The 22,461-nt window shown below is 71.5% G+C and carries 19 protein-coding genes and 1 tRNA gene; 6 read left to right on the forward strand and 14 right to left on the reverse strand.

The features are described 5' to 3' along the window. Positions 1-53 precede the first annotated feature (53 nt). The 3 genes from IG84_RS0104000 to tamR all read right to left on the reverse strand — a co-directional run bounded on the left by IG84_RS0104000 (position 54) and on the right by tamR (position 3,572). Positions 54-2,057 carry a beta-galactosidase gene (locus tag IG84_RS0104000; protein WP_031051401.1) on the reverse strand — a complete coding sequence of 668 codons (2,004 nt, stop codon included), beginning with the start codon at positions 2,055-2,057 and terminating at the stop codon, positions 54-56. A gap of 75 nt (positions 2,058-2,132) precedes the next feature. Further along, positions 2,133-2,936 carry an SDR family NAD(P)-dependent oxidoreductase gene (locus IG84_RS0104005; protein WP_031051402.1) on the reverse strand — a complete coding sequence of 268 codons (804 nt, stop codon included), beginning with the start codon at positions 2,934-2,936 and terminating at the stop codon, positions 2,133-2,135. Positions 2,937-3,074: 138 nt separating this feature from the next. Beyond that, complete coding sequence (gene tamR, locus IG84_RS0104010; RefSeq protein WP_031051404.1) at positions 3,075-3,572, reverse strand: MarR family transcriptional regulator TamR; 498 nt, start codon at positions 3,570-3,572, stop codon at positions 3,075-3,077. Positions 3,573-3,704: 132 nt separating this feature from the next. On the opposite strand from tamR, the gene IG84_RS0104015 reads away from it, so the two are divergent. Then, entirely contained in the window at positions 3,705-4,529 is an 825-nt protein-coding gene (locus tag IG84_RS0104015) for a trans-aconitate 2-methyltransferase (RefSeq protein ID WP_031051407.1), read from the forward strand. A gap of 4 nt (positions 4,530-4,533) precedes the next feature. Beyond that, complete coding sequence (locus IG84_RS0104020; protein WP_031051408.1) at positions 4,534-4,896, forward strand: VOC family protein; 363 nt, start codon at positions 4,534-4,536, stop codon at positions 4,894-4,896. 70 nt (positions 4,897-4,966) lie between these two features. On the opposite strand, the gene IG84_RS0104025 is transcribed toward IG84_RS0104020, so the two are convergent. Beyond that, positions 4,967-5,653 carry a TetR/AcrR family transcriptional regulator gene (locus tag IG84_RS0104025; protein WP_031051412.1) on the reverse strand — a complete coding sequence of 229 codons (687 nt, stop codon included), beginning with the start codon at positions 5,651-5,653 and terminating at the stop codon, positions 4,967-4,969. Between the two features lie 7 nt (positions 5,654-5,660). Continuing rightward, positions 5,661-6,662 (reverse strand): acyl-CoA desaturase, encoded by a 1,002-nt coding sequence (locus IG84_RS0104030; RefSeq protein ID WP_031051414.1) that lies wholly within the window; start codon positions 6,660-6,662, stop codon positions 5,661-5,663. Between the two features lie 343 nt (positions 6,663-7,005). Between IG84_RS0104030 and ppc the strand changes: the two genes are divergently transcribed. Further along, positions 7,006-9,693, forward strand: a complete 2,688-nt coding sequence (gene ppc / locus IG84_RS0104035) for a phosphoenolpyruvate carboxylase (protein ID WP_051861378.1) — start codon at positions 7,006-7,008, stop codon at positions 9,691-9,693. An 88-nt stretch (positions 9,694-9,781) separates the two neighbouring features. On the opposite strand, the gene IG84_RS0104040 is transcribed toward ppc, so the two are convergent. The 7 genes from IG84_RS0104040 to IG84_RS0104070 all read right to left on the reverse strand — a co-directional run bounded on the left by IG84_RS0104040 (position 9,782) and on the right by IG84_RS0104070 (position 15,549). Then, entirely contained in the window at positions 9,782-10,303 is a 522-nt protein-coding gene (locus IG84_RS0104040; RefSeq protein ID WP_031051419.1) for a hypothetical protein, read from the reverse strand. Between the two features lie 81 nt (positions 10,304-10,384). Then, a complete protein-coding gene (gene pth / locus IG84_RS0104045) occupies positions 10,385-10,978 on the reverse strand; it encodes an aminoacyl-tRNA hydrolase (RefSeq protein WP_031051421.1) in 594 nt (197 codons plus the stop codon). A gap of 128 nt (positions 10,979-11,106) precedes the next feature. Continuing rightward, positions 11,107-11,700 carry a 50S ribosomal protein L25/general stress protein Ctc gene (locus IG84_RS0104050; protein ID WP_031051424.1) on the reverse strand — a complete coding sequence of 198 codons (594 nt, stop codon included), beginning with the start codon at positions 11,698-11,700 and terminating at the stop codon, positions 11,107-11,109. A gap of 215 nt (positions 11,701-11,915) precedes the next feature. Continuing rightward, the gene (locus tag IG84_RS0104055; protein ID WP_031051427.1) at positions 11,916-12,890 is read right to left on the reverse strand and encodes a ribose-phosphate diphosphokinase; all 975 of its coding nucleotides are present in this window, start codon (positions 12,888-12,890) and stop codon (positions 11,916-11,918) included. A gap of 106 nt (positions 12,891-12,996) precedes the next feature. Beyond that, positions 12,997-14,478, reverse strand: coding sequence for a bifunctional UDP-N-acetylglucosamine diphosphorylase/glucosamine-1-phosphate N-acetyltransferase GlmU (gene glmU, locus IG84_RS0104060; protein ID WP_078648590.1), 1,482 nt, complete (start codon positions 14,476-14,478; stop codon positions 12,997-12,999). Between the two features lie 121 nt (positions 14,479-14,599). Beyond that, positions 14,600-14,671, reverse strand: a tRNA-Gln gene (locus IG84_RS0104065). A 29-nt stretch (positions 14,672-14,700) separates the two neighbouring features. Beyond that, positions 14,701-15,549: a hypothetical protein gene (locus tag IG84_RS0104070; protein WP_031051429.1), complete on the reverse strand. Its 849-nt coding sequence runs from the start codon at positions 15,547-15,549 to the stop codon at positions 14,701-14,703. 156 nt (positions 15,550-15,705) lie between these two features. On the opposite strand from IG84_RS0104070, the gene IG84_RS0104075 reads away from it, so the two are divergent. After that, positions 15,706-17,178 carry a sensor histidine kinase gene (locus IG84_RS0104075; protein ID WP_051861339.1) on the forward strand — a complete coding sequence of 491 codons (1,473 nt, stop codon included), beginning with the start codon at positions 15,706-15,708 and terminating at the stop codon, positions 17,176-17,178. Positions 17,179-17,256: 78 nt separating this feature from the next. Here the strand turns inward: IG84_RS0104075 and IG84_RS0104080 are convergent, their stop codons facing one another. Beyond that, complete coding sequence (locus IG84_RS0104080; protein ID WP_031051434.1) at positions 17,257-17,778, reverse strand: SUKH-3 domain-containing protein; 522 nt, start codon at positions 17,776-17,778, stop codon at positions 17,257-17,259. Between the two features lie 8 nt (positions 17,779-17,786). Then, complete coding sequence (locus tag IG84_RS0104085) at positions 17,787-18,362, reverse strand: YwqJ-related putative deaminase (protein WP_078648591.1); 576 nt, start codon at positions 18,360-18,362, stop codon at positions 17,787-17,789. 328 nt (positions 18,363-18,690) lie between these two features. Between IG84_RS0104085 and IG84_RS0104090 the strand changes: the two genes are divergently transcribed. Next, entirely contained in the window at positions 18,691-19,668 is a 978-nt protein-coding gene (locus tag IG84_RS0104090; RefSeq protein WP_031051439.1) for an SMI1/KNR4 family protein, read from the forward strand. Between the two features lie 5 nt (positions 19,669-19,673). Next, positions 19,674-22,364 (forward strand): SUKH-4 family immunity protein, encoded by a 2,691-nt coding sequence (locus tag IG84_RS0104095; RefSeq protein WP_031051441.1) that lies wholly within the window; start codon positions 19,674-19,676, stop codon positions 22,362-22,364. Positions 22,365-22,461 lie beyond the last annotated feature (97 nt).

Consider the following 22,461-nt stretch of genomic DNA (forward strand, 5'->3'; position numbering starts at 1 on the left):
GCACGGCCGCCGGCAGACCCTGACCGCCCCGCCGTCCGGGGCCGCGGCGTAGCTCAGGAGCCGGCCCGCGGGCCGGACTCCGACAGGACGGCCACGCCGCGGGCGGGCAGGGTGAGGTGATACACGGTTGCCGCCCGCGGTGTGGCCTGCGCCAGCGCGTCGGTCATGGGGCGCGGAAGCGCCACCTCGGCCGGCTCCTGGCCGTGGTTGAGCAGGAAGAGATAGCGCGCGCGGGCATCGGAGCGCACGGTGGCCTGCACCCCGGCCGGCAGCCCCGGCAGTACGGGCGTCACGCCCGCCGCCTCCCGTACGTCGTCCATCAGGGCCCGCATCAGCGCCGGGTCGGGACGCGTGCCGACGTACCAGGCGGCGCCCCGGCCGTGGGCGTGCCGGGTGATCGCGGGCCGTAGCCCGTCGTACAGGAAGTCCACGACGGACCCCGCGCCTTCGAGGACGATGTCCTCCGCCCAGAGGTCGGCGCGCCCGGCGTACCGCCCGCGCAGCGGGACGGCCGCGCGCTCGTCCAGCGGCCAGAACTCCTCGACCCGCAGTCCCAGTACCTCGCGCAGCGGCGCCGGGTAGCCGCCGGAGTGCACCCGGTCGTGCGCGTCGACGATGCCGGAGAAGAACGACACCAGCAGATGCCCGCCGTCGCGCACGTAGGCGGCCAGCCGCTCGGCGTCCTCGGTGCGCAGCAGGTAGAGGTTGGGCACGACGACCAGGCGGTACCCGGTCAGGTCCCGGTCCGGGGGCACGACGTCGCAGGCGACGCCCGCCTCGAACAGCGGGCGGTAGTGGGCCAGGGCCCGCTCGGGCGCCTGCAGCGCGGTGGAGGGGCGGGAGTCCAGCTCCAGCGCGCGCCGGCTGTCCCAGTCGGCGAGCAGCGCGACCTGCGCCTCGGAGCGGGTGCCCTCGATGCCCGGTACGGCGGCCAGCTCCCGCCCCAGCTCGGTGACCTCGCGGAAGATCCGCGTGCCGGTGCCGCCGTGCGGGACCATCGCGGAGTGGAACTTCTCGGCGCCGCCGAGCGACTGCCGCCACTGGAAGAAGAGCACCGCGTCGGCGCCCTGGGCGACGGCCTGCCAGCTCCACAGGCGCATCGCGCCGGGCGGCTTGGGGCCGTTGCGGGGGCGCCAGTTGACGGCGCCGGGGGCCTGTTCGAGCAGCAGCCAGGGCTGCCCGCCGCGCGCCGAGCGCATCAGGTCGAAGTTGTAGGCGGCGCGGATGTGGTCGTCGGGGTCGTGGGGGTCCTGGTAGAAGTCCAGCGCCATGACGTCCATGTCGCGGGCCCAGGCGAAGGCGTCGACGGGCTTGTGGTCCGGCATCAGGTTGGTGGTGACCGGCACGTCCGGGGTGACGCGGTTCAGTACCTCCTTCTCGGCGAGGTAGCAGGCGCGCAGCGCGTCGTCGCTGAAGCGGAGGTAGTCGAGCTGCTGCGCCGGATTGGCGGAGGCGGGCGCGGTGCGCGGCGGCAGTACCTCTTCGAAGTCGCCGTAGCCCTGCGACCAGAAGGCGGTGGACCAGGCGTCGTTGAGGGCCTCGATGGTGCCGTAGCGCTCGCGCAGCCAGCGGCGGAAGTCGCGGGCCGAGACGTCGCAGTAGCACTGCCGGGTGTGGCAGCCGTACTCGTTGCCGATGTGCCACAGGGCGAGCGCGGGGTGGCCGGCGTAACGGTGGGCGAGGCGTTCGACGAGGCGGACGGCGTGCTCGCGGTAGACCGGGCTGGAGGGGCAGTAGTGCTGGCGGGCGCCGGGCCAGCGGCGGGTGCCGTCGGCGTCCTCGGGGAGGATCTCCGGGTGCCGGTGGGCGAGCCAGGGCGGTGGTGAGGCGGTCATGGTGGCCAGGCAGACCGCGATGCCGGCCTGCCCGAGGCCGTCCATGACGCGGTCGAACCAGCCGAAGTCGTAGGTGCCTGGACGGGGTTCGACACCCGCCCAGGAGAAGATCCCGGCGGTCACCATCGTGACGTGCGCCTGCTTCATGAGGACGAGGTCCTCGGCCCGTACGTCTTCGGGCCACTGCTCGGGGTTGTAGTCCCCGCCGAACCGGATTCCCATCGCGCGCTCCCCCCTGGGGGCTTGTCGGGTCGCGTGGTCGCTGGTCGCTGCTGTGGTGCTGAACGAATTCGCTGGTCAGGAGGAGTTCTTCAGGACGCTCCAGCCGCCGTCGACGACGAGGCTCGCGCCGGTGACGAAGGAGGCGTCCGGGGAGAGCAGGAAGGCGATCGCCGCGGCGACCTCCTCGGGACGGCCGAGCCGGGCCGCTGCGGTCTCGGCGGCGGTCGCCTCGCGGTCCTCCTCGGGGACGCTTTCCCAGGCGGGCGTGAGGACCGGCCCGGGCAGTACGGAGTTCACCCGTACGTCGGGCCCGTACTCCACGGCGAGCTGGCGGGCGAGGCCGGTCAGGCCCGCCTTGGACGCGGCGTACGCGGGCCGCCCCGGCAGCCCGAAGAGGGCGTGCACGGAGGAGGTCAGCACGACGGCGCCCTGCCGCGCACGCAGGTCGTCCAGGGCCGCCCGTACGCCGAGGAACGCGCCGGTGAGGTTCACGGCGAGCTGGTGGTCCCAGTCGGCGCGCGGGGTGCGGTCGGCGGGCGCGACGTAGCGGGTGAAGGCGTTGGAGACCAGGCCGTCGACGGGCCCGTAGCGGCCCCGGGCGGCGGCCACGGCACGCTGCCAGGCGGCCTCGTCGGCGACGTCGCAGTGCTCGTAGGAGGCGGTGCCGCCGGCGGCGCGGATGCGGCGCGCGGTGCGCTCGCCGCGCTCGTCGTCGACGTCGAGGAGAAGGACGCGGGCGCCCTCGGCGGCGAGCCGGTCGGCGGTGGCCGCGCCGATGCCGGAGGCGGCGCCGGTGACGAGGTGGGTGCGGCCGTTGAACCGCTGCGCCGATTCCGGCGCGGCCGGCCCATCACGCTGCGCGTTGCGCTGCTCGCTCATGGCGGCGATCCAAGTGGACGTGGCCCTTGCGGGCAAGGGGGCGCGACGTGCGGGGCACCGCCGTGGGGCTGTGGTTCGGCCGCCGGGCGCGGCGCCGTCGTGGCTGGTCGCGCAGTTCCCCGCGCCCCTACGGGGCGCTCAGCCCGGAATGTTGTCGAACGGTGCCGTCAACTGCCGCAGCAGGCCCGCCAGTTCGCCGCGCTCCGCGCGGGACAGCTCCGCCAGGATCGCCCGCTCCTGGGCGAGCAGCCCGGCCAGCGACTGATCGGCGCGGTCGCGCCCTTCCGCGGTGAGCCGGACGAGGACGCCGCGCCGGTCGCTGGGGTCGGGCAGCCGCTCGACGAGGCCCTTCTTGGCGAGCCGGTCGATGCGGTTGGTCATCGTGCCGGAGGTGACCAGCGTCTGGGTGAGCAGCTGGCCGGGGGAGAGCTGGTACGGGGAGCCCGCGCGGCGCAGCGCGGTGAGCACGTCGAACTCCCAGGGCTCCAGGCCGACCTCGGAGAAGGCCAGCCGCCGCGCGCGGTCGAGATGCCGGGCGAGCCGGCTGATACGGCTGAGCACCTCGAGTGGTTCCACATCGAGGTCGGGGCGCTCGCGGCGCCATGCTGCGACCAGTCGGTCGACCTCGTCCTCCATGACGATCAGTGTAGTGGTTGTGTCGACATGAAGTCTCTTGACGTCAAGATATATTTTGCTGGACGATTGGGCAGCGTCGGCAGGAGTTCAGGCCCTACCGGCCTTGGCCCGTACCAGCAGAGGGGTTCGACCATGCACGACACGCACGTTGCGCCGACCTGGGACCCACAGCAGTACCTCCGCCACGCGACCCACCGCACCCGCCCCTTCCTCGACCTGCTCGCCCGGATACCCGAGCTGCCCGCGCCCCGCCGCCCCCGCATCGCCGACCTGGGCTGCGGCCCCGGCAACGTCACCGCCCTGCTGGCGGACCGCTGGCCCGACGCGCACATCACCGGCTTCGACAGCTCCGCCGACATGCTGGCCAGGGCCGAGTCCTACGCGGGTCCCACCCCCGGCGGCGGCCGCCTGGACTTCGCCCCCGCCGACGCCGCGACGTGGATCCCCGACGAGCCCTTCGATCTCATCGTCTCCAACGCGGCACTGCAGTGGGTCCCCGGCCACGCCGACTCCTTCGCCCCCTGGATCGACTCCCTCGCCCCCGGCGGCACCCTCGCCTTCCAGGTCCCCGGCAACTTCACCTCCCCCAGCCACGCCCTCCTCGGCGAGCTGTGCGAGACCCCTCAGTGGCGCACCCGCCTCGGCGGCAAGGGCCGGCGCTTCGTGCACATCCTGCAGCCGGAGGAGTACCTCGAGCGGCTGGTCGACCTCGGCTGCGCGGCGGACGCCTGGGAGACCACGTACGTCCAGGTCCTGCAGGGCGAGGACCCGGTACTGGACTGGGTCAAGGGCACCGCGCTGCGCCCCGTCCTCACCGCCCTGGACGGCGACACCGAAGCCATGACGGAATTCCTCGACCAGTACCGTGACCTGCTGCGCAAGGCGTATCCGGCCGGCCCGCACGGCACGGTCTTCCCCTTCCGGCGGATCTTCGCCGTGGCCCGTAAGGAGATCTGAGCGGATGATCACCGGCCTCGACCACGTCCAGCTCGCCGCGCCACCCGGAACGGAGGACGCGCTGTGCCGGTACTGCGAGGGCGCGCTGGGCATGGCCCGGGTGCCCAAGCCGCCCGCGCTTGCCGCTCGCGGAGGGTGCTGGTTCGAGGCCGGGACGGTCCGACTCCATCTCGGCGTCGATGACGCGTTCCGGCCATCGGCCAAGGCCCACCCTGGCCTCCGCGTCACCGATATCGATGCTCTCGCCGCCCGCCTCACCGCCCACGGCGCGGACGTCACCTGGGACGACGGCCTCCCGGGCCACCGCCGCTTCTACTCCCACGACCCCGTCGGCAACCGGCTGGAATTCCTCGAACCCCTGTCCTGACCCGGCGCGCACGGGGTCTCCTGCGCTGCTCACTCTTTCGGGTGAACTTTGGGGCGCGTGTGGCCAGAGGTCACGCCTTCCGGTGGCCTATCAGCCGCGGTTTCGGCTCCAGCCCGTCCAGCCCGTGCCAGGCGAGGTTCACCAGATGCGCGGCGACTTCCGCTTTCTTCGGCTTGCGCACGTCCAGCCACCACTGGCCCGTCAGCGCCACCATCCCGACCAGCGCCTGCGCGTACAGCGGCGCCAGCTTCGGATCAAAGCCGCGGGCCTTGAACTCCAGACCCAGGATGTCCTCGACCTGAGTGGCGATGTCGCTGATCAGCGACGCGAACGTACCCGTCGACTGCGCCACGGGGGAGTCCCGCACCAGGATGCGGAAGCCGTCGGTGTAGGTCTCGATGTAGTCCAGCAGCGCGAACGCCGCCTGTTCCAGCAGCTCACGCGGGTGCCCCGCGGTCAGGGCACCCGTCACCATGTCCAGCAGCTGCCGCATCTCCCGGTCCACGACGACCGCGTACAGCCCTTCCTTCCCGCCGAAGTGCTCGTACACCACCGGTTTGGACACCCCGGCCTTCGCCGCGATCTCCTCCACCGACGTGCCCTCGAAGCCGCGCTCGGCGAACACCGTGCGCCCGATGTCCAGCAGCTGCTCCCGGCGCTCCTTGCCCGTCATGCGGACCCGCCGCGCACGCCGCGCGCCCGCACCGGAAGACGCCCTGTCCTTACTGCCACTCACGCTGCTGCCATCGATCGCCACCCGTCAATCATGCCGCCTGTGCGGCCTTGTCCTTGCGGCGGGAGCCGTTCTCCTGACGGCGGGAGTCGAGCCGGGAGGCGTTCGGCCAGCGCACGTCGTACGCCCACCTCAGCTGCTCGAACCAGCGGATCAGCCGGGCACTGGAATCGAGCTGCCCCTTCAGTACACCGTGCCGCGCACTGGTCGGGTCCGCGTGGTGCAGGTTGTGCCAGGACTCGCCGCAGGACAGGATCGCCAGCCACCACACGTTCCCGGAGCGGTCACGGGACTTGAAGGGGCGCTTGCCCACCGCGTGGCAGATGGAGTTGATCGACCACGTGACGTGGTGCAGCAGCGCCACCCGCACCAGCGAGCCCCACAGGAACGCCGTGAAGGCGCCCCACCACGACATGGTCACCAGCCCGCCGATCAGCGGCGGGATCAGCAGCGACACGGACGTCCACAGGACGAACTGGCGGGAGATCCGGCGGATCGCCGGGTCCTTGATCAGATCCGGCGCGAACTTGTGCTGCGGCGTCTGCTCCTCATCGAACATCCATGCCATGTGCGCCCACCACAGGCCCTTCAGCAGGGCCGGCACGGTCTCGCCGTAACGCCACGGCGAATGCGGGTCACCCTCCGCATCGGAGAACTTGTGGTGCCGGCGGTGATCCGCCACCCACCGCACCAGCGGACCCTCCACCGCCAGCGACCCCATGATCGCCAGCGCGATCCGCAGCGGCCGCTTCGCCTTGAACGACCCGTGCGTGAAATAGCGGTGGAAACCGATCGTGATGCCGTGGCAGCCAATGAAGTACATCGCCACCAGCAGCCCCAGATCGAGCCAGCTCACGCCCCATCCCCAGGCCAGTGGCACCGCGGCCACCAGCGCCAGGAACGGCACGATGATGAACAGCAGCAGCGCGATCTGCTCCACGGAACGTTTGCTGTCGCCGCCCAGTGTCGCGGGCGGCGGCGCACTCTCGGCGCTCTTCGGTGTTTTCTCGACGACTTCAGGGCCAGCGGTCATGTGTGTCCCTCGCTGGGGTCGGAGGCAAGGCTACGGTTCCGTAACCTACGGTCTCGTAAGTATGGCAGTGCGGCCACACCGTACAAGGGTGTGACCGGCCCGACAGCTCCTCTCACAGAGCGGACGGTATGACCGCCCGAAAAGCGGAGATCTATTCTTGAGGCGTCGGACAGCGCGGTCCGCAACCCGCCACCAGGGAGTGTCCACAAGACACCCACCAGCCCAGACGTGCTCAACACTGCAAGGAGCCGCACCTGTGAGCAGTGCCGACATCTCTCCCGACGCCGCCCAGCAGACCCCGCGCCCCGGGGCCCCCGACACGCCGGACGCAGGCAATGGCGCCCTGCGCGCCGACATCCGCCGCCTCGGCGACCTGCTCGGCGAGACCCTCGTACGCCAGGAAGGCCCCGAGCTCCTCGATCTGGTGGAACGCGTACGCGCCTTGACGCGCACCGACGGCGAGGCCGCCGCCGAGCTGCTCGGCGACACCGACCTGATCACCGCCACCAAGCTCGTGCGGGCCTTCTCCACGTACTTCCACCTCGCCAACGTCACCGAGCAGGTGCACCGCGGCCGCGAGCTGCGCACCCGGCGCGCCGCCGAGGGCGGCATCCTCGCCCGCACCGCCGACATGCTCAAGGACGCCGACCCCGAGCACCTCCGCGAGACCGCGGCCCACCTCGGCGTACGCCCCGTCTTCACGGCCCACCCCACCGAGGCCGCCCGGCGCTCCGTCCTCACCAAGCTCCGCAAGATCGCCGAGCTGCTGGAGACCACCGACGCCGGCGACCGCCGCCGCGCCGACCTCCGCCTCGCGGAGAACATTGACCTGATCTGGCAGACCGACGAGCTGCGCGTGGCGCGCCCGGAGCCCACCGACGAGGCCCGGAACGCCATCTACTACCTCGACGAGCTCGGCCGCGGTGCCGTCGGCGACGTCCTGGAGGACCTCGCCGCCGAGCTGGAGCGGGCCGGCGTCCAGCTTCCGCCCGGCACCCGCCCCCTCACCTTCGGCACCTGGATCGGCGGCGACCGCGACGGCAACCCCAACGTCACCCCCCAGGTGACCTGGGACGTCCTCATCCTCCAGCACGAGCACGGCATCACCGACGCGCTGGAGCACATCGACGAGCTGCGCGGCGCCCTGTCGAACTCCATCCGCAACTGCGGCGCCACCGAGGAACTCCTCGCCTCCCTCCAGCAGGACCTGGAACTCCTCCCCGAGATCAGCCCCCGCTACAAGCGGCTGAACTCCGAGGAGCCCTACCGCCTCAAGGCCACCTGTATCCGCCAGAAGCTCGTCAACACCCGCGAGCGCCTGGCCAACGACACCCCGCACGTCACCGGGCGTGACTACCTCGGCACCGGCGAGCTCCTCGACGACCTCGCCCTGCTGCAGACCTCGCTGCGCGAGCACCGCGGCGGCCTCGTCGCCGACGGCCGCCTGGAGCGCACGATCCGCACGATCGCCGCGTTCGGCCTCCAGCTCGCCACCATGGACGTCCGCGAACACGCCGACGCCCACCACCACGCCCTCGGCCAGCTCTTCGACCGCCTCGGCGAGGAGTCCTGGCGCTACGTCGACATGCCGCGCGACTACCGCCGCAAGCTCCTCGCCAAGGAACTGCGCTCGCGCCGCCCTCTGGCCTCCACCCCCGCCCCCCTGGACGCGGCCGGAGCCAAGACCCTCGGCGTCTTCGAGACCATCCGCAAGGCCAAGGCCACCTTCGGCCCCGAGGTCATCGAGTCGTACATCATCTCCATGTGCGCCGGCTCCGACGACGTCTTCGCCGCGGCGGTCCTTGCCCGCGAGGCGGGCCTGATCGACCTGCACGCCGGCTGGGCCAAGGTCGGCATCGTCCCCCTCCTGGAGACCACCGACGAGCTGAAGATCGCCGACCAGCTCCTGGACGAGATGCTCTCCGACCCCTCCTACCGACGCCTCGTCGCCCTCCGCGACGACGTCCAGGAGGTCATGCTCGGCTACTCCGACTCCTCCAAGTTCGGCGGCATCACCACCAGCCAGTGGGAGATCCACCGAGCCCAGCGCCTGCTCCGCGACGTCGCCCACCGGCACGGCGTCCGGCTGCGCCTCTTCCACGGCCGCGGCGGCACCGTCGGCCGCGGCGGCGGCCCCTCCCACGACGCGATCCTCGCGCAGCCCTACGGCACCCTCGAAGGCGAGATCAAGGTCACCGAACAGGGCGAGGTCATCTCCGACAAGTACCTCGTGCCGTCCCTGGCCCGCGAAAACCTGGAACTGACCGTCGCGGCCACCCTGCAGGCATCCGCCCTGCACACCGCGCCGCGCCAGTCCGACGAGGCGCTGGCCCGCTGGGACGCCACCATGGAGACCGTCTCCGACGCCGCGCACGCCGCGTACCGCAAGCTCGTCGAGGACCCGGACCTGCCGACGTACTTCCTCGCCTCGACCCCCGTCGACCAGCTCGCCGACCTGCACCTGGGCTCGCGGCCCTCCCGCCGCCCCGGCTCGGGCGTCTCCCTCGACGGCCTGCGCGCCATCCCGTGGGTCTTCGGCTGGACCCAGTCCCGCCAGATCGTCCCCGGCTGGTTCGGCGTCGGTACGGGCCTGAAGGCGGCGCGCGAAGCCGGCCTGGACTCCGTGCTCGACGAGATGCACGAGCACTGGCACTTCTTCCGCAACTTCCTGTCCAACGTCGAGATGACGCTGGCCAAGACCGACCTGCGGATCGCCCAGCACTACGTCGACACCCTCGTCCCCGACGAGCTCAAGCACGTCTTCGACGTCATCAAGGCCGAGCACGAGCTCACCGTCCAGGAAGTCCTGCGCATCACGCAGGAGGCCGAACTGCTGGAAGCCAACCCCGTCCTCCAGCAGACCTTCCGCATCCGCGACGCCTACCTGGACCCGCTGTCCTACCTCCAGGTCTCCCTCCTCGCCCGCCAGCGCGAGGCCGCCCAGCGCGGCGAGGAATCGGATCCGGTACTGGCCCGGGCCCTGCTGCTGACCGTCAACGGTGTTGCCGCGGGTCTGCGTAACACCGGCTGACCTGCCGAACACAACGAAAGGGCCGGGCACCGCTCTCCGCGGCGCCCGGCCCTTTCGGCTGGATCAGAGGTTCGACCGGCTCACGGCGTCACAGCGTGAAGAACGCCGCCACCAGCAACGCGGCCCCCGCAAGACCCACGCCCCACGCCGTCCGCCGCATACGCAGCCCCCCGGCCACCACCAGCGAAGCCAAAAGCATCGCACCGCCCAGCGGCGCCCACGCGTACAGAATGCCGCCCGGACCCGTACGCACCGCACGATCCGAAGCGGGCTCCACCGTCACCTCGACGAGCTGCCCCTTCTCCGGGGCCGCCGCCTCCGCGAGCACCACCTTCGCCCGCCGCTCCCCGTCCCCGCCCGTCGGCACGTACGGACCCCAGCAGCGCTCCTCACCGCACGACGCCACCGTCATCGTGCCGCGCTCCTTCGCCTGCACCAGCATCGCGTACTGCGCCGTACCCCACGACGTCCACGCACCGGCCACCAGCAACAGCAACGCGAGCAGCGTCATCAGCAGGTTCTTCAGGACGAGCAGCAGCCCGAAGGCGCTCTCGCCCGCCCGCTTGGTACGGCTGCGCTTCTTGGAACCTGTCGTACCTGTCCTGGACATGGCGGCGATCCTTGGCCATCGAGGTACGCCCGGTCAACTCGATCAGAACGCTTCGTCAGACGTCGTCCCGCGCTGTCCCGCTCAGGAGTTGTAGGCGGATTGCGCCCGTTCCAACCCCTCTGTGACCAGCGCCTCCACCGCATCCGCCGCCCGGTCCACGAAGTAGTCCAGCTCCTTGCGCTCCGCCGACGAGAAGTCCTTCAGCACGAAGTCCGCCACCTGCATCCGCCCCGGCGGCCGCCCGATCCCGAACCGCACCCGGTGGTACTCGGCACCCAGCGACTTCGTCATCGACTTCAGCCCGTTGTGACCGTTGTCCCCACCGCCCAGCTTCAGCCGCAGTGCCCCGTAATCGATGTCCAGCTCATCGTGGACCGCCACGATGCGCTCCAACGGCACCTTGTAGAAATCCCGCAGCGCCGTCACCGGACCACCCGACAGGTTCATGTACGACGACGGCTTCGCCACCACCACCCGCCGACTCCCCGGCCCCGGAGGACCGATCCGGCCCTCCACCACCTGCGCCCGCGCCTTGTGCGCCTTGAACCGGCCGCCCATCCGCTCCGCCAGCAGATCGGCCACCATGAACCCCACATTGTGGCGATTGGCGGCGTACTCGGGACCGGGATTCCCCAGCCCCACCACCAGCCACGGGCTCGCCGATTCCTCACTCACCGCTGCACTCCTGCACGTAAGAAACAGTACGTAGAAAAGCCGCCGCCCCGCTCGCAACGAACGGGACGGCGGCGGAAAAACCGGTGACGGAAACCGCCCGAAGGCGACCGTCAGAGGCGGTCCGAGGCTCAGGCCTCGGCGCCCTCCTCGGCCTCGCCCTCGCCCTCAGCGGCGGCCTCGGCCTGCGCGGCCACGACCTGCAGGACGATCGCGTCGTCCTCGACACCCAGGGAGACACCGGCCGGCAGCTTGATGTCCTTGGCCAGCACCGACTGACCGGCGTCCAGACCCGAGATGTCGGCGGTGACCGACTCGGGGATGTGGGTGGCCTCGGCCTCGACCGGCAGGGTGTTCAGCACGTGCTCGAGCAGGTTGCCACCCGGGGCCAGCTCACCCTCGGTGTGGATCGCCAGCTCGACGGAGACCTTCTCGCCCTGGCGGACCAGCAGCAGGTCGACGTGCTCGATGATGCCCAGGCGGATCGTGGCGCGCTGCACGGCCTTCGGGATCACCAGCTCGCGCTTGCCCTCGATGTCCAGGCTGATCAGAACGTTCGAGTTCTTCAGCGCCATCAGGGTGTCGTGGTGCGGCAGCGCCACGTGACGCGGCTCCGCGCCGTGACCGTAAATGACCGCGGGAACCTTGTCCTCGCGACGCAGACGGCGGGCGCTGCCCTTGCCGAACTCGGTACGCAGCTCGGCGGAAATCTTGACCTCGGCCATGATGCACTCCTCGTAGTACTTCTCAACGGATCTGACGGCCGTCACCCGGCCCACGACAGACCTGCTACGAAGAGCGCGTCGATAACGGACAGCCGTACAAAAAAGTACGGCCTCCCTCGCCGAGCAACTCCGTGAGTCTACCCGGCGGGGAGGCCGCCTCGAAAATCGATCTACAGAAGCTCCCGAGCGGAGCCCCGGCTAAGCAGGAAATCAGCTCACTGCTCCTCGAACAGGCTCGTCACCGAGCCGTCCTCGAAGACCTCACGGATCGCACGCGCGATCGTCGGGGCCATCGACAGCACCGTGATCTTGTCCAGCTCCAGCTCACCCGGCGTCGGCAGCGTGTTCGTGAACACGAACTCGCTCACCTTCGAATTCTTCAGCCGGTCGGCCGCCGGGCCGGACAGAATGCCGTGCGTGGCGGTGACGATGACGTCCGCCGCACCGTTCGCGAACAGCGCGTCAGCGGCCGCACAGATCGTGCCGCCGGTGTCCACCATGTCGTCGACCAGGACACAGACGCGGTCCTTCACGTCACCGACGACCTCGTGGACCGTGACCTGGTTCGCCACGTCCTTGTCACGCCGCTTGTGCACGATCGCCAGCGGCGCGTCCAGCCGGTCGCACCAGCGGTCGGCGACGCGCACGCGGCCAGCGTCCGGAGAGACGACGGTGAGCTTGTCGCGGTCGACCTTCGCGCCCACATAGTCCGCGAGGACCGGCAGCGCGAACAGATGGTCCACCGGGCCGTCGAAGAAGCCCTGGATCTGGTCCGTGTGCAGATCCACCGTGACGATGCGGTCCGCACCCGCCGTCTTCAGCAGATCCGCCACCAGACGCGCCGAGATCGGCTCACGGCCGCGGTGCTTCTTGTCCTGACGGGCGTACCCGTACGAGGGGATGACCACGGTGATGCTCCGCGCCGAGGCACGCTTGAGAGCATCAATCATGATCAGCTGCTCCATGATCCACTTATTGATGGGAGCCGTGTGGCTCTGCATCAAAAAGCAGTCCGCACCACGCGCCGACTCCTGATAACGGATATAGATCTCACCGTTCGCGAAGTCGAAAGCCTTCGTCGGGACCAGGCTGACACCCAGCTGGTGAGCAACCTCCTCCGCCAGCTCGGGGTGGGCGCGGCCGGAGAAGAGCATCAGCTTCTTCTCGCCGGTCGTCTTGATCCCGGTCACAGCAAATCTCCTTGCCAAGCTCTCAAACATGAGGGCGCTTTGCCTGCGCCGACCACGTTGCGTGCGCTTATCACGGTACGCCCCGCACGGCGCACCCGTTGCCCGGTCACTGCTCGCCCTCACTCTTCTGACGAGCAGCCGAAGCGGCCTGCGCGGCGGCGCTTCCCGGTCGCTTGCGAGCGACCCAGCCCTCGATATTCCGCTGCTGACCACGCGCGACAGCCAGCGAACCCGGGGGCACATCCTTGGTGATCACGGAGCCCGCCGCGGTGTACGCGCCGTCCCCGACCGTGACAGGAGCCACAAACATGTTGTCCGACCCCGTCTTGCAGTGAGACCCCACCGTCGTGTGGTGCTTCGCCTCACCGTCATAGTTCACAAAGACGCTCGCAGCACCGATGTTGGTGTACTCACCAATGGTCGCATCCCCCACATACGACAGATGCGGCACCTTCGTGCCCTCACCGATCGAAGCGTTCTTCATCTCCACGTACGTGCCGGCCTTCGCCTTCGGCCCCAGCTCCGTACCCGGCCGCAGATACGCATACGGACCCACACTCGCCCCCGGCCCGACCTTCGCACCGTCCGCCACCGTGAAAGACACCACAGCGCCCTCACCGACCACCGTGTCCGCCAGCCGCGACTGCGGCCCCACCTCCGCGAACGACGCCACATGCGTGTCACCCAGCAACTGCGTACCCGGATGCACCACCGCATCCGGCTCGAACGTCACCGTGGCGTCCACCCACGTCGTCGCCGGATCCACGACCGTCACACCGCTGAGCATGGCCGCTTCCAGCAGCCGGTCGTTCAGCAGCCGGCGCGCCTCCGCCAACTGCACACGGTTGTTGATCCCCAGAATCTCCCGGTGATCGGCCGCCACCGCCGCACCCACTCGGTGCCCGGCCTCCCGCACGATCCCCAGCACATCCGTGAGGTACTCCTCACCCTGGCTGTTGTCCGTCCGCACCTTGCCCAGGGCCTCGATCAGCAGCCGCGCGTCGAACGCGAACACGCCGCTGTTGATCTCCCGGATCGCACGCTGCGCGTCGCTGGCGTCCTTGTGCTCCACGATCGCGGTGACCGCGCCGGTCGCCTCGTCCCGCACGATCCGGCCGTACCCGGTCGCGTCCGGCACCTCGGCCGACAGCACGGTGACGGCGTTGCCGTCGGCGGCGTGCGTCTCGGAAAGCTTCTTGAGGGTCTCCCCGGTCAGCAGCGGCGTGTCGCCGCACACGACGACCACGGTGCCGTCCAGCTCGACACCCGGCGCGCCGGCCTCGCCGGAGCCCCCGGAGGTCAGCTCTTCCAGCCCCATACGGACGGCGTGCCCGGTGCCGTTCTGCTCGTGCTGCACCGCCGTGCGGACGCCCGCGTCGATCTCGCCGAGATGCGCGGTCACCTGCTCGCGGGCGTGGCCCACGACCACGACGAGGTGTTCGGGGTCCAGCTCACGGGAGGCGGCGACGACGTGGCCGACGAGGGAGCGGCCGCAGATCGCGTGCAGGACCTTCGGGGTCGCCGACTTCATGCGGGTGCCCTCACCCGCTGCGAGAACGACGACGGCTGCCGGGCGGTTGGCGCTCACGGGGATGCCCTTCGGCTTCTTGGCTACTTCGGGTGGTGGACACCCGAAGGATACCGGTGCGTATTGCAGCCGAAACGCGGACGGGTCCCGACGATGCCGTCAGGACCCGAACTGAGCATTGCTCCCCTGCGAGGACTCGAACCTCGAACGATCGGACCAAAACCGACTGTGTTGCCTATTACACCACAGGGGAGTGTAAAAGCGTCCAAACCGGACACCTCGTCAGGCTGGCCGCTCAGCACCCAACACTATGCCGTACCACCAGCCTTCAATGCGACGGTACAGATCGGCTCCTTGTGCGACGCGGACCGTCAGGCAGCCGTGGTAGCCCTCGCCGACATTCTTGCGGACGGTGCTCGGATTGTGCTTCTTCAGTGTCGTCTTGCTGAGGGCGCCGACGCCGATACCGACCAGCTCGGCCCAGTAGCGCTCCGCGCCGGCGGTATCGGCGGATTCGTGGATCGATACGCGGAACTCCAGTCGGTCACGCTCTACACCGAGCAGGTCGAGCCAGGCGAGGTAGACGCGGATCATCTGCGGGTCGCTGTTGATGAAGGTGACGCGCTCCCGCCGCGCGTGCGGCTTGCTCTTGGTGCCCTCGGACCAGTACAGCCCGACGCCGATCAAGAAGAGCTCGCGATCCGTGACGGCTCCGATCTCGTCGGTCGCCTGCCGCTTGGTTGTCTGGCGCTCCTCCTCACGGCGCTTGAGCGTCGCCTCCCAGCCGCGTCTGGCGATCGCGGAAGCCTCCTCCGAGGTGCGTTGCCGCTCCGGCTTCGGCAGGTCCCGGACCCATAGCGAGATCGAGCTCTTCGAGCAGCCGAGCTCCAGTTGGATCTGGTCGTAGGTCATGCCTTGGAGGCGCAGTTCGCGGGCCCGTGCTCTGAGGTCGTCCTTCGCGTGGGGGCGTGTGGTCCATTCCGGGACCGGGACGCCGTCCAGGAGGCGGTTGAGGAGGTCGTTGTTGTGGACGTGGAGGCGGTCGCGGATCTGGCGGCGGCTGAGGCCCGCGCGGCGGAGGGCCACCGCCTCGTCGCGCAGGGACTCGAATCCAGCGTGGGTGTTCGTCACAGTGCAGAGCGTCGCGCCCGCCGTGGACAGATGTGCCGAAAATGTGGGTGATTCGCCGGTTCGAGGGAAAGTCGCAGGTACTGGTCCGTAACGGACGGGTCGCAGGGTGGTGGGCGTGGCCGGAAATCGGGGGCGGGCGCCCGTAGGGTGGGCGGTATGACCGCGACGGGGGTAAGGGACGCCGGGGGCGTCAGGGGTGCGCCGGGTGGCGGGCCGTGGTGGTGGGAGCACCGCCGCAGCGCCGTGTTGGACGTGTGTCTGGCGCTGGCCTCGACGGTGGAGTGCGTGCTGGAGGGCGTGCAGTTCGCGCAGGAGTCCCGGCTGCCGGTGGCGGTGGGGATCGCGCTCGGTCTGCTGGTCGGCCCGGTGCTGCTGCTGCGGCGCAAGTGGCCGATTGTCGTCGTACTGGTGTCGATCGCGGTGACCCCGGCGGAGCTGGGTGCGCTGCTGGGGATCGTGGGTCTGTACACGCTGGCGGCGTCGGACGTGCCGCGGCGGTTCACGGTGTTGCTGGCGGGGATGTCCGTCGTCGGCACGTTGATTGTCACGATCTTGAAGATGCAGCAGGACGTGGCGTCGCAGGAGGACTTCGATCCGCCGTGGTGGTTCGTGCCGCTGGTGTCGGTGGCGCTGGGGCTGGTGCTGACGGCGCCGCCGGTGCTGCTGGGGCTGTATGTGGGGGCGCGGCGGCGGCTGGTGGAGAGCCTGCGGGAGCGCAATGACGGTCTGGAGCGGGAGCTGATGCTGCTCGCGGAGCGCGCGGAGGAGCGTGCGGAGTGGGCGCGTAATGAGGAGCGGACGCGGATCGCGCGGGAGATGCACGACGTGGTGGCGCACCGGGTGAGTCTGATGGTGGTGCATGCGGCGGCGTTGCAGGCGGTGGCGTTGAAGGATCCGGAGAAGGCGTCGCGGAATGCGGGTCTGGTGGGGGACATGGGTCGGCAGGCGTTGACGGAGCTGCGGGAGATGTTGGGGGTGTTGCGTACGGGGGAGGGTTCGGGGTCGTCGGTGCGGGTGTCGGACGAGCCGGAGCGGCTGGTGGCGGTGGCGTCGAAGGTGTCCAAGGTGTCGCAGGTGTCGGAGTCCGCCGGGTCGTCGGAGGGGGCGGCTGCGGCGGGGGACGTGCTGGTGGACGGTGGGCCGGGGGCGGTGCGGGAGCGTCATGCGAGTGGCGGCCGGGCGGCGGGGCGGTCGGAGGCCGAGGGGGAGGGGCCGTCGCTGGCGGATGTGGCGGGTCTGGTGGATCAGTCGCGGGACGCGGGCACGGTGGTGGAGCTGTCCGTGGAGGGGGAGGCGCGGGCGTACGGGCCGGGGGTGGAGCAGACGGCGTTCCGGGTGGTGCAGGAGGCGCTGACGAATGTGCACAAGCATGCGCCGGGGGCGCGGGTGCGGGTGCGGCTGGCGCATCGTGCGGGGGAGGTCGCGGTGCAGGTGGAGAACGGTCCGTCGGAGGGCGGTGCGGCGGACGCGGGGCTGCCGAGTGGGGGGAACGGCCTGGTGGGGATGCGGGAGCGGGTGACGGGGCTCGGTGGCGTGTTCGTGTCGGGTGCGACGGAGGCGGGTGGCTTCCGGGTGTCGGCGGTGCTGCCGGATGGGGTGGAGCGCCGGGCGGACGGGGCGGACCGCTAGCGGGACGGCGTATCGGGTCCGTCCCGCCGGGTGGTGCGCGTCGTGTCGGGCGTGCCGAGGGTCAGGCGGTGCCGGCGGTCAGGCCGTGCCGACGGTCAGGCGGGTCGGGCGGGTGCCCAGGACGAGGGTGGCGAACGCCTGGTCGATGTCGTGGCCGAGGTACCAGTCGCCGGTGTGGTCGAGGCTGTAGACGTGGCCTTCGGCGTCGATGGCGAGGGTGGCCTGGCTGTCGGCTTCCCGGCCGAGCGGTGCGACCTGGGTGTCCAGGGCGCGGCCGAGGTCGCCGAGGGTGCGGGCGAGGTGGATGCCGTACAGCGGGTCGATCTCGAAGGGGGTGGGGGCGATGTGCCGGCCGGGTCCGGGTGCGCTGATGCGGAAGGTGCCGAATTCGGCCCAGGCTTCGACGGCGGCGGGGAAGACGGTGTGCCGGTGGCCGCCGGGGGAGGCGTATTCGCGGAGGGCGTCGGCCCAGCGTTCGGCCTGCTTGATGTCCCAGTGGCCGGGCTGCCAGCCGGCTTCGTGCAGGGCGGCGTCGACGGCGACGGGGAAGCGGGTGGTGGCGCCGGCGGCGCGGTCGTACGCGGTGGTGGGTGGGGTCATGGTGCGGTTCAGCTCCCTGCCGCGGAGAGGCCGACGGGCATGACGCCGAAGAAGGCCAGGAGTGCGTCGCAGGAGCGGCAGGGCGCGGCGTAGTGGCCGTGCTGGGGGTCGCCGTCCTCGCGGATGTGGCGGGCGGTGAGTTTTGAGTGTTTGAGGGAGCGGCGGGCCTCGCCGTTGGTGAGCGGTTTTTTGGACTGGCGTTTGGAGCGGTTCGCTTCGACGGCGGTGAGGTGCCGGGAGAGCAGGACGGCTTCGGGGCAGCGCCCGGTGAAGCGTTCGCGCTGTGCGGTGTTCAGGGTGTCGAGGAAGTCCTGGACGAGGGGGTGGAGTGCGGGGGGCTGTTCGGACTTGCTCGCGGTGCAGGTGAGGGTGGTGCCGCGGACGGAGAGGGCGGCGGCGACGGTGGGGAGGATGCCGTCGCGGCGGTGCCGGAGTGTGGGCGGTCCTTCGTTGTCGGCGGTGGCGCTCCAGCCGATTCGGGGGTCGCCGTTGGGGTGCGCGGATGACGGCGCGGTGCCCTGGTCGGTGCTCCCGGTGCCGGTGCCCGTGGCGGTCCGTGCGGCGGACTGTGCGGTGGTGCTCATGCGGTGCTTTCCCTCCCTGCATCCCCCCGTCTGCGGGGGTCAGCCTGCCAAACGCGCTGGGTGTTGCGGAAGTCGGGCATGCCCTGTGGGTGTCACGGCTCTGTGCCGGTCCTTGTCACCGGTCTGTGACAGTCGGCCGGTCGGGGGTGTGGTGGCACAGATGTACGAGGGTGTGGTGGTGCGGGTGTGACGTCCCGAAAAGGCGCTCTATAAGCGGCCGGTGCGTGGCCGACGGGCGGCCTGCAAGGGCGGGCGGGGGCGGGAGCGGGGGTTGCCGCACCGCTTAGGCTGTGCGGCAGTAGCCAGTTCCAGCCAGGGGGCAACCGCCATGACGACAGGTCGGCTCGGGCAGAGCGCCGCGCCACCGAACACGGCCTACGCCGGGCAGGTCGTGCATTTCCCGGACCCGGTCCGGGCCGCGCGCTTTCCGCGGGGTGTACAGGTGGACGGTTCGGGTTTTCCGGACTTTTCTCTGTATGCGCGGGCAGCGGCGGAGGTCGCCGAGCCGCCGGAGGGTTTCGGGGTCGACGAGCTGCGGCTGACGGACTTCGTGTCGGCCAACGCCGCCCTGCACGCGGCGGGCCACGAGCTGTGGGAGGACGTGCCGTCGGTGGCGACGCCGCACGGCTGGACGTGGCACCACGTGGCGGGGACGCGGCGCATGGAGCTGGTGCCGGTCGAGGTGAAGGCGCTGCTGCGGCACCACGGCGGGCTGGCGACGGCGGCGGTGGACCACGAGAAGCGCGGGACGCGGCCCTTGCAGGAGACGCGGCCGGCGCACTTCGGGCTGCCGCACCGTGACGTGTCGGTGCCGGAGGACGCGGTACTGCAGGCCGAGGAGGCGCTGGGGTACCGGCTGCCGGGCGCGTACCGGGCGTTCCTGAAGGCGGCGGGCGGGTGCGCGCCGGTGGGCGCGGCGCTCGATCCGGAGCTGGGGCTGCTGGTGGACCAGCCGTTCTTCACGGTGCGGGACGACGCGGCCGTGAACGATCTGGTGTACGTGAACAAGTGTCTGCGGGACCACTTCACGAAGGACTACCTGGGCGTCGGGTTCGTCCAGGGCGGTGTGATCGCGGTGAAGGTGCGGGGGGAAGCGGCGGGGTCGGTGTGGTTCTGCGCGTACGACGACGCGCGGGACCGGGACGGCTGGTCGGTCCAGGAGCGGGTCGAGCGGCTGCTGCTGCCGTGCGGCGGGGACTTCGACGAGTTCCTGGAGCGGCTCGCGGGCAATCCCCCGGAGCTCACGACCGTGGCGAACCTGATGGTGGACGGTGGCTTCGCGCGTGCCGTTCCGGTGGAGGGATGAGCGCGATGGTGACGTTCGCGCAGGCGCAGGAGCGCGCGGAGCGCTGGGTCAACGGCGAGGTGCCGGCGTACCAGCAGCGTGAGGTACGGGTACGGGAGTTCGAGCTGGGCTTCGTGGCCTGGGCCGAGGACCGCGAGGGCGGGCCGGTCGTCGACGGCGGCCGGCAGCGGCTGGTGATCGCCCGGGACAGCGGGGAGACGACGCTGTGGCCGGGGCTGCCGGTGGGCGAGGTGATCCGGCGGTACGAAGAGGAGTACGGCGCGGTGCCCGAGGCGGCGCCCGCGCCGGAGGTGCCGCGGCAGCGGATCGATCTGGAGCAGACGTCGTTCCTGCTGACGCCGCCGGAGTGGCTGCAGGAGGCGGCGGACGCGGTCGGCATTCCGGATCGGGGAGCGGGGGCGTCGGAGACGCCGGAAGTGCCGGAGACATCGGGGGTGCAGGCTCCTGCCGCGGAGACTCCTGTCGCCGCGCAGGGGCCTGCTGAGCAGCCGCCTGCCGCGCCCGTGCCTGCCGCCGCGCCGGAGTCGGAGGAGCAGCAGCCCGAGGAGGAGAAGGAAACCGCTGCGCCCGTTTCCGGTACGGCCGCCGCTTCCTCCTGGGAGGGCACGGACATCACCGCGGACGACGACGGTGACGACCGGTCGGTGGGGCTGCCGGCGACCGTGTTCGCGCCGCCGCTGAGCTTCGACGAGGACGCCGAGCGGGGTTCGGCGCAGCCTTCGGTGCGCCCGGATGCCAGGACCGAGCTGCTCCAGGGGGGCAGCCAGTTGCCGCCCACGGCGGTCGCACCGGCCATCGAGGACCCGGCCGCCGGTCCGCCTCCGGGCCCCGCGGCTCCGGCCGCCGCCGCGCCCGGTCTGTCGGACCTGCCGCCGCCGTCCGGCCCGCCCGTCACGCATCTGCCGCCCCCCGGTGTGCCCGGCGCGGGCCCCGAGCGCCCGTCCGCCGCGGACGTCGCGGACGAGGCGACGAGCAGGGCGCAGGTGCAGTCCGGCGGTCCCGGTACGCCGCCCCCGGCTCCCAGTACGCCTCCGGCACCCAGTACGCCTCCGGCACCCAGTACGTCTGCGGCGCCCAGTACGCCCCCGGCACCCGGTACGCCCCCGCCGCCCGGTGCCCCGGGAGGCGGCGGTTACGTACCGACGCAACTGGTCTCCCAGTTGGACCCGAACGCCGCCGGCCCGTCCGGCGCCCCGGCCGCGATCGAGGGCTCGCAGCCCCCGCCGCCCGGCCCTCCCGCAGCCCCCGGTGCGCCGGGTACTCCCGGTACTTCCGGTGGTGGCGTGCACGCGGCCGCCACGATGCTGGCCGACGGTTCGTCGCTGCCCGGCAACGCCGGTGCGGCGAAGAGCGGGGGCGACGGGCCGCCGCCCCCGTCCCCGCCCGGTATGCCCCGCGCCGCGGGCCCCGGTACGCCTCCGCCGCCGCCCGCCGCCCCGGCCACTCCGCCCCCGGGAGCCCCCGGCGCTCCCGGCGCTCCCGGTGGTGGCGTGCACGCCGCGGCGACGATGCTCGCGGGCCCCGGTACGCCGCCGCCCGCCGGCCCCGGTATCCAGCCTCCGCCCGCCCCCGGTGCGCAGCCTCCCGCTGCCCCCGGTATGCAGCCTCCCGCGGGCCCTGGTGTGCAGCCTCCCCCCGGCCCCGGTATGCCGCCGCCCGCTGCTCCCATGGGGCAGCCCGGCGCTCCGGCCGGGCCGCCGCCGACCGGTCAGCCGACCGTCGGCCCCGGCTACATGGCCGTGCTGCGGTACCGCGCGCCCGACGGGTCCGAGCAGCAGATCATCCGGCGTTCGGCGCCCGGTACGCCGCATCCGGAGTGGCAGATCCTGCACGAGCTGCGCGGGCTGAACGTGCCGCCGGAGCAGGTGCTGGAGCTCCACACCGAGCTGGAGTCCTGCGACCTGCCGGGCGGTTACTGCGCCCGGATGATCCGGGAGACCTGGCCGCAGGTGCGGATCAGCCACACCGCCGCGTACGGCCACGACCACGCCTCGCGGCAGCAGGGCGTACGGCATCTGGTGGAGCATCAGGGCGAGCTGCACCAGGTGGCGGACGGGCCCGCCCGTCCGGCGCCGGTGCGCGTGCCGCTGCCGCACCCGTCGCAGATCCAGCTCGCGCCGCCGGTCCCGCCGCAGGCGATCGGGCAGGAGCTCGAGCAGGCGTTCGGGCCGCAGGGGGTCTTCCGCTTCGATCAGCGCGCCGTCTCCCGGCAGGGCGTGCCCGACGTGGTGGGGCAGACCCTGGTGTGGGCCGGTGTACCGGTCGATTTCGGCCCGTTCTTCTGGGGGCAGGCGCAGCCGGGCCGCCCGGTGCCGACACTGGCGGAGCTGGCCCAGGAGCGGGGCGTGCAGCCGGCTCCCGATGCGGGCTCGTACCTGGTCATGGGCTCGGACTTCGGCCGTCAGCTGTGCGTGCAGTACGGCACGGCGCACATCGTGGCGGTGCCGTTGGAGGCGGGCCCCGGTGGGCAGGCGGCGACGCCGCAGTTCGTGAACACCGGGCTGCCGGAGTTCGTGCGCTGCATGGCGATGCTGGGCCGGATGTGGCGGCTGCGGTACGGGCTGAACCCGGAGCAGGCGGGCCGCTGGACCACCGACTTCCAGGTGCAGCTCGCGGCGCTGGACCCGGCGGCGCTCGGCTCGCCGGAGACCTGGTGGTCGGTCCTGCTGGAGCAGATGTGGGACGGCCTGCTGTAACGGCGGGACGGCCTCCTGCAGCCGTGGGACGGCCTCCTGCAGCCGCGGGGCGGCGGCGCTGAGCGCGGTGTCGCCCGTACGGCCGTGACGGTGTGTC

Source organism: Streptomyces ochraceiscleroticus (assembly GCF_000720485.1).
Taxonomy (GTDB): Bacteria; Actinomycetota; Actinomycetes; order Streptomycetales; family Streptomycetaceae; genus Streptomyces; species Streptomyces ochraceiscleroticus.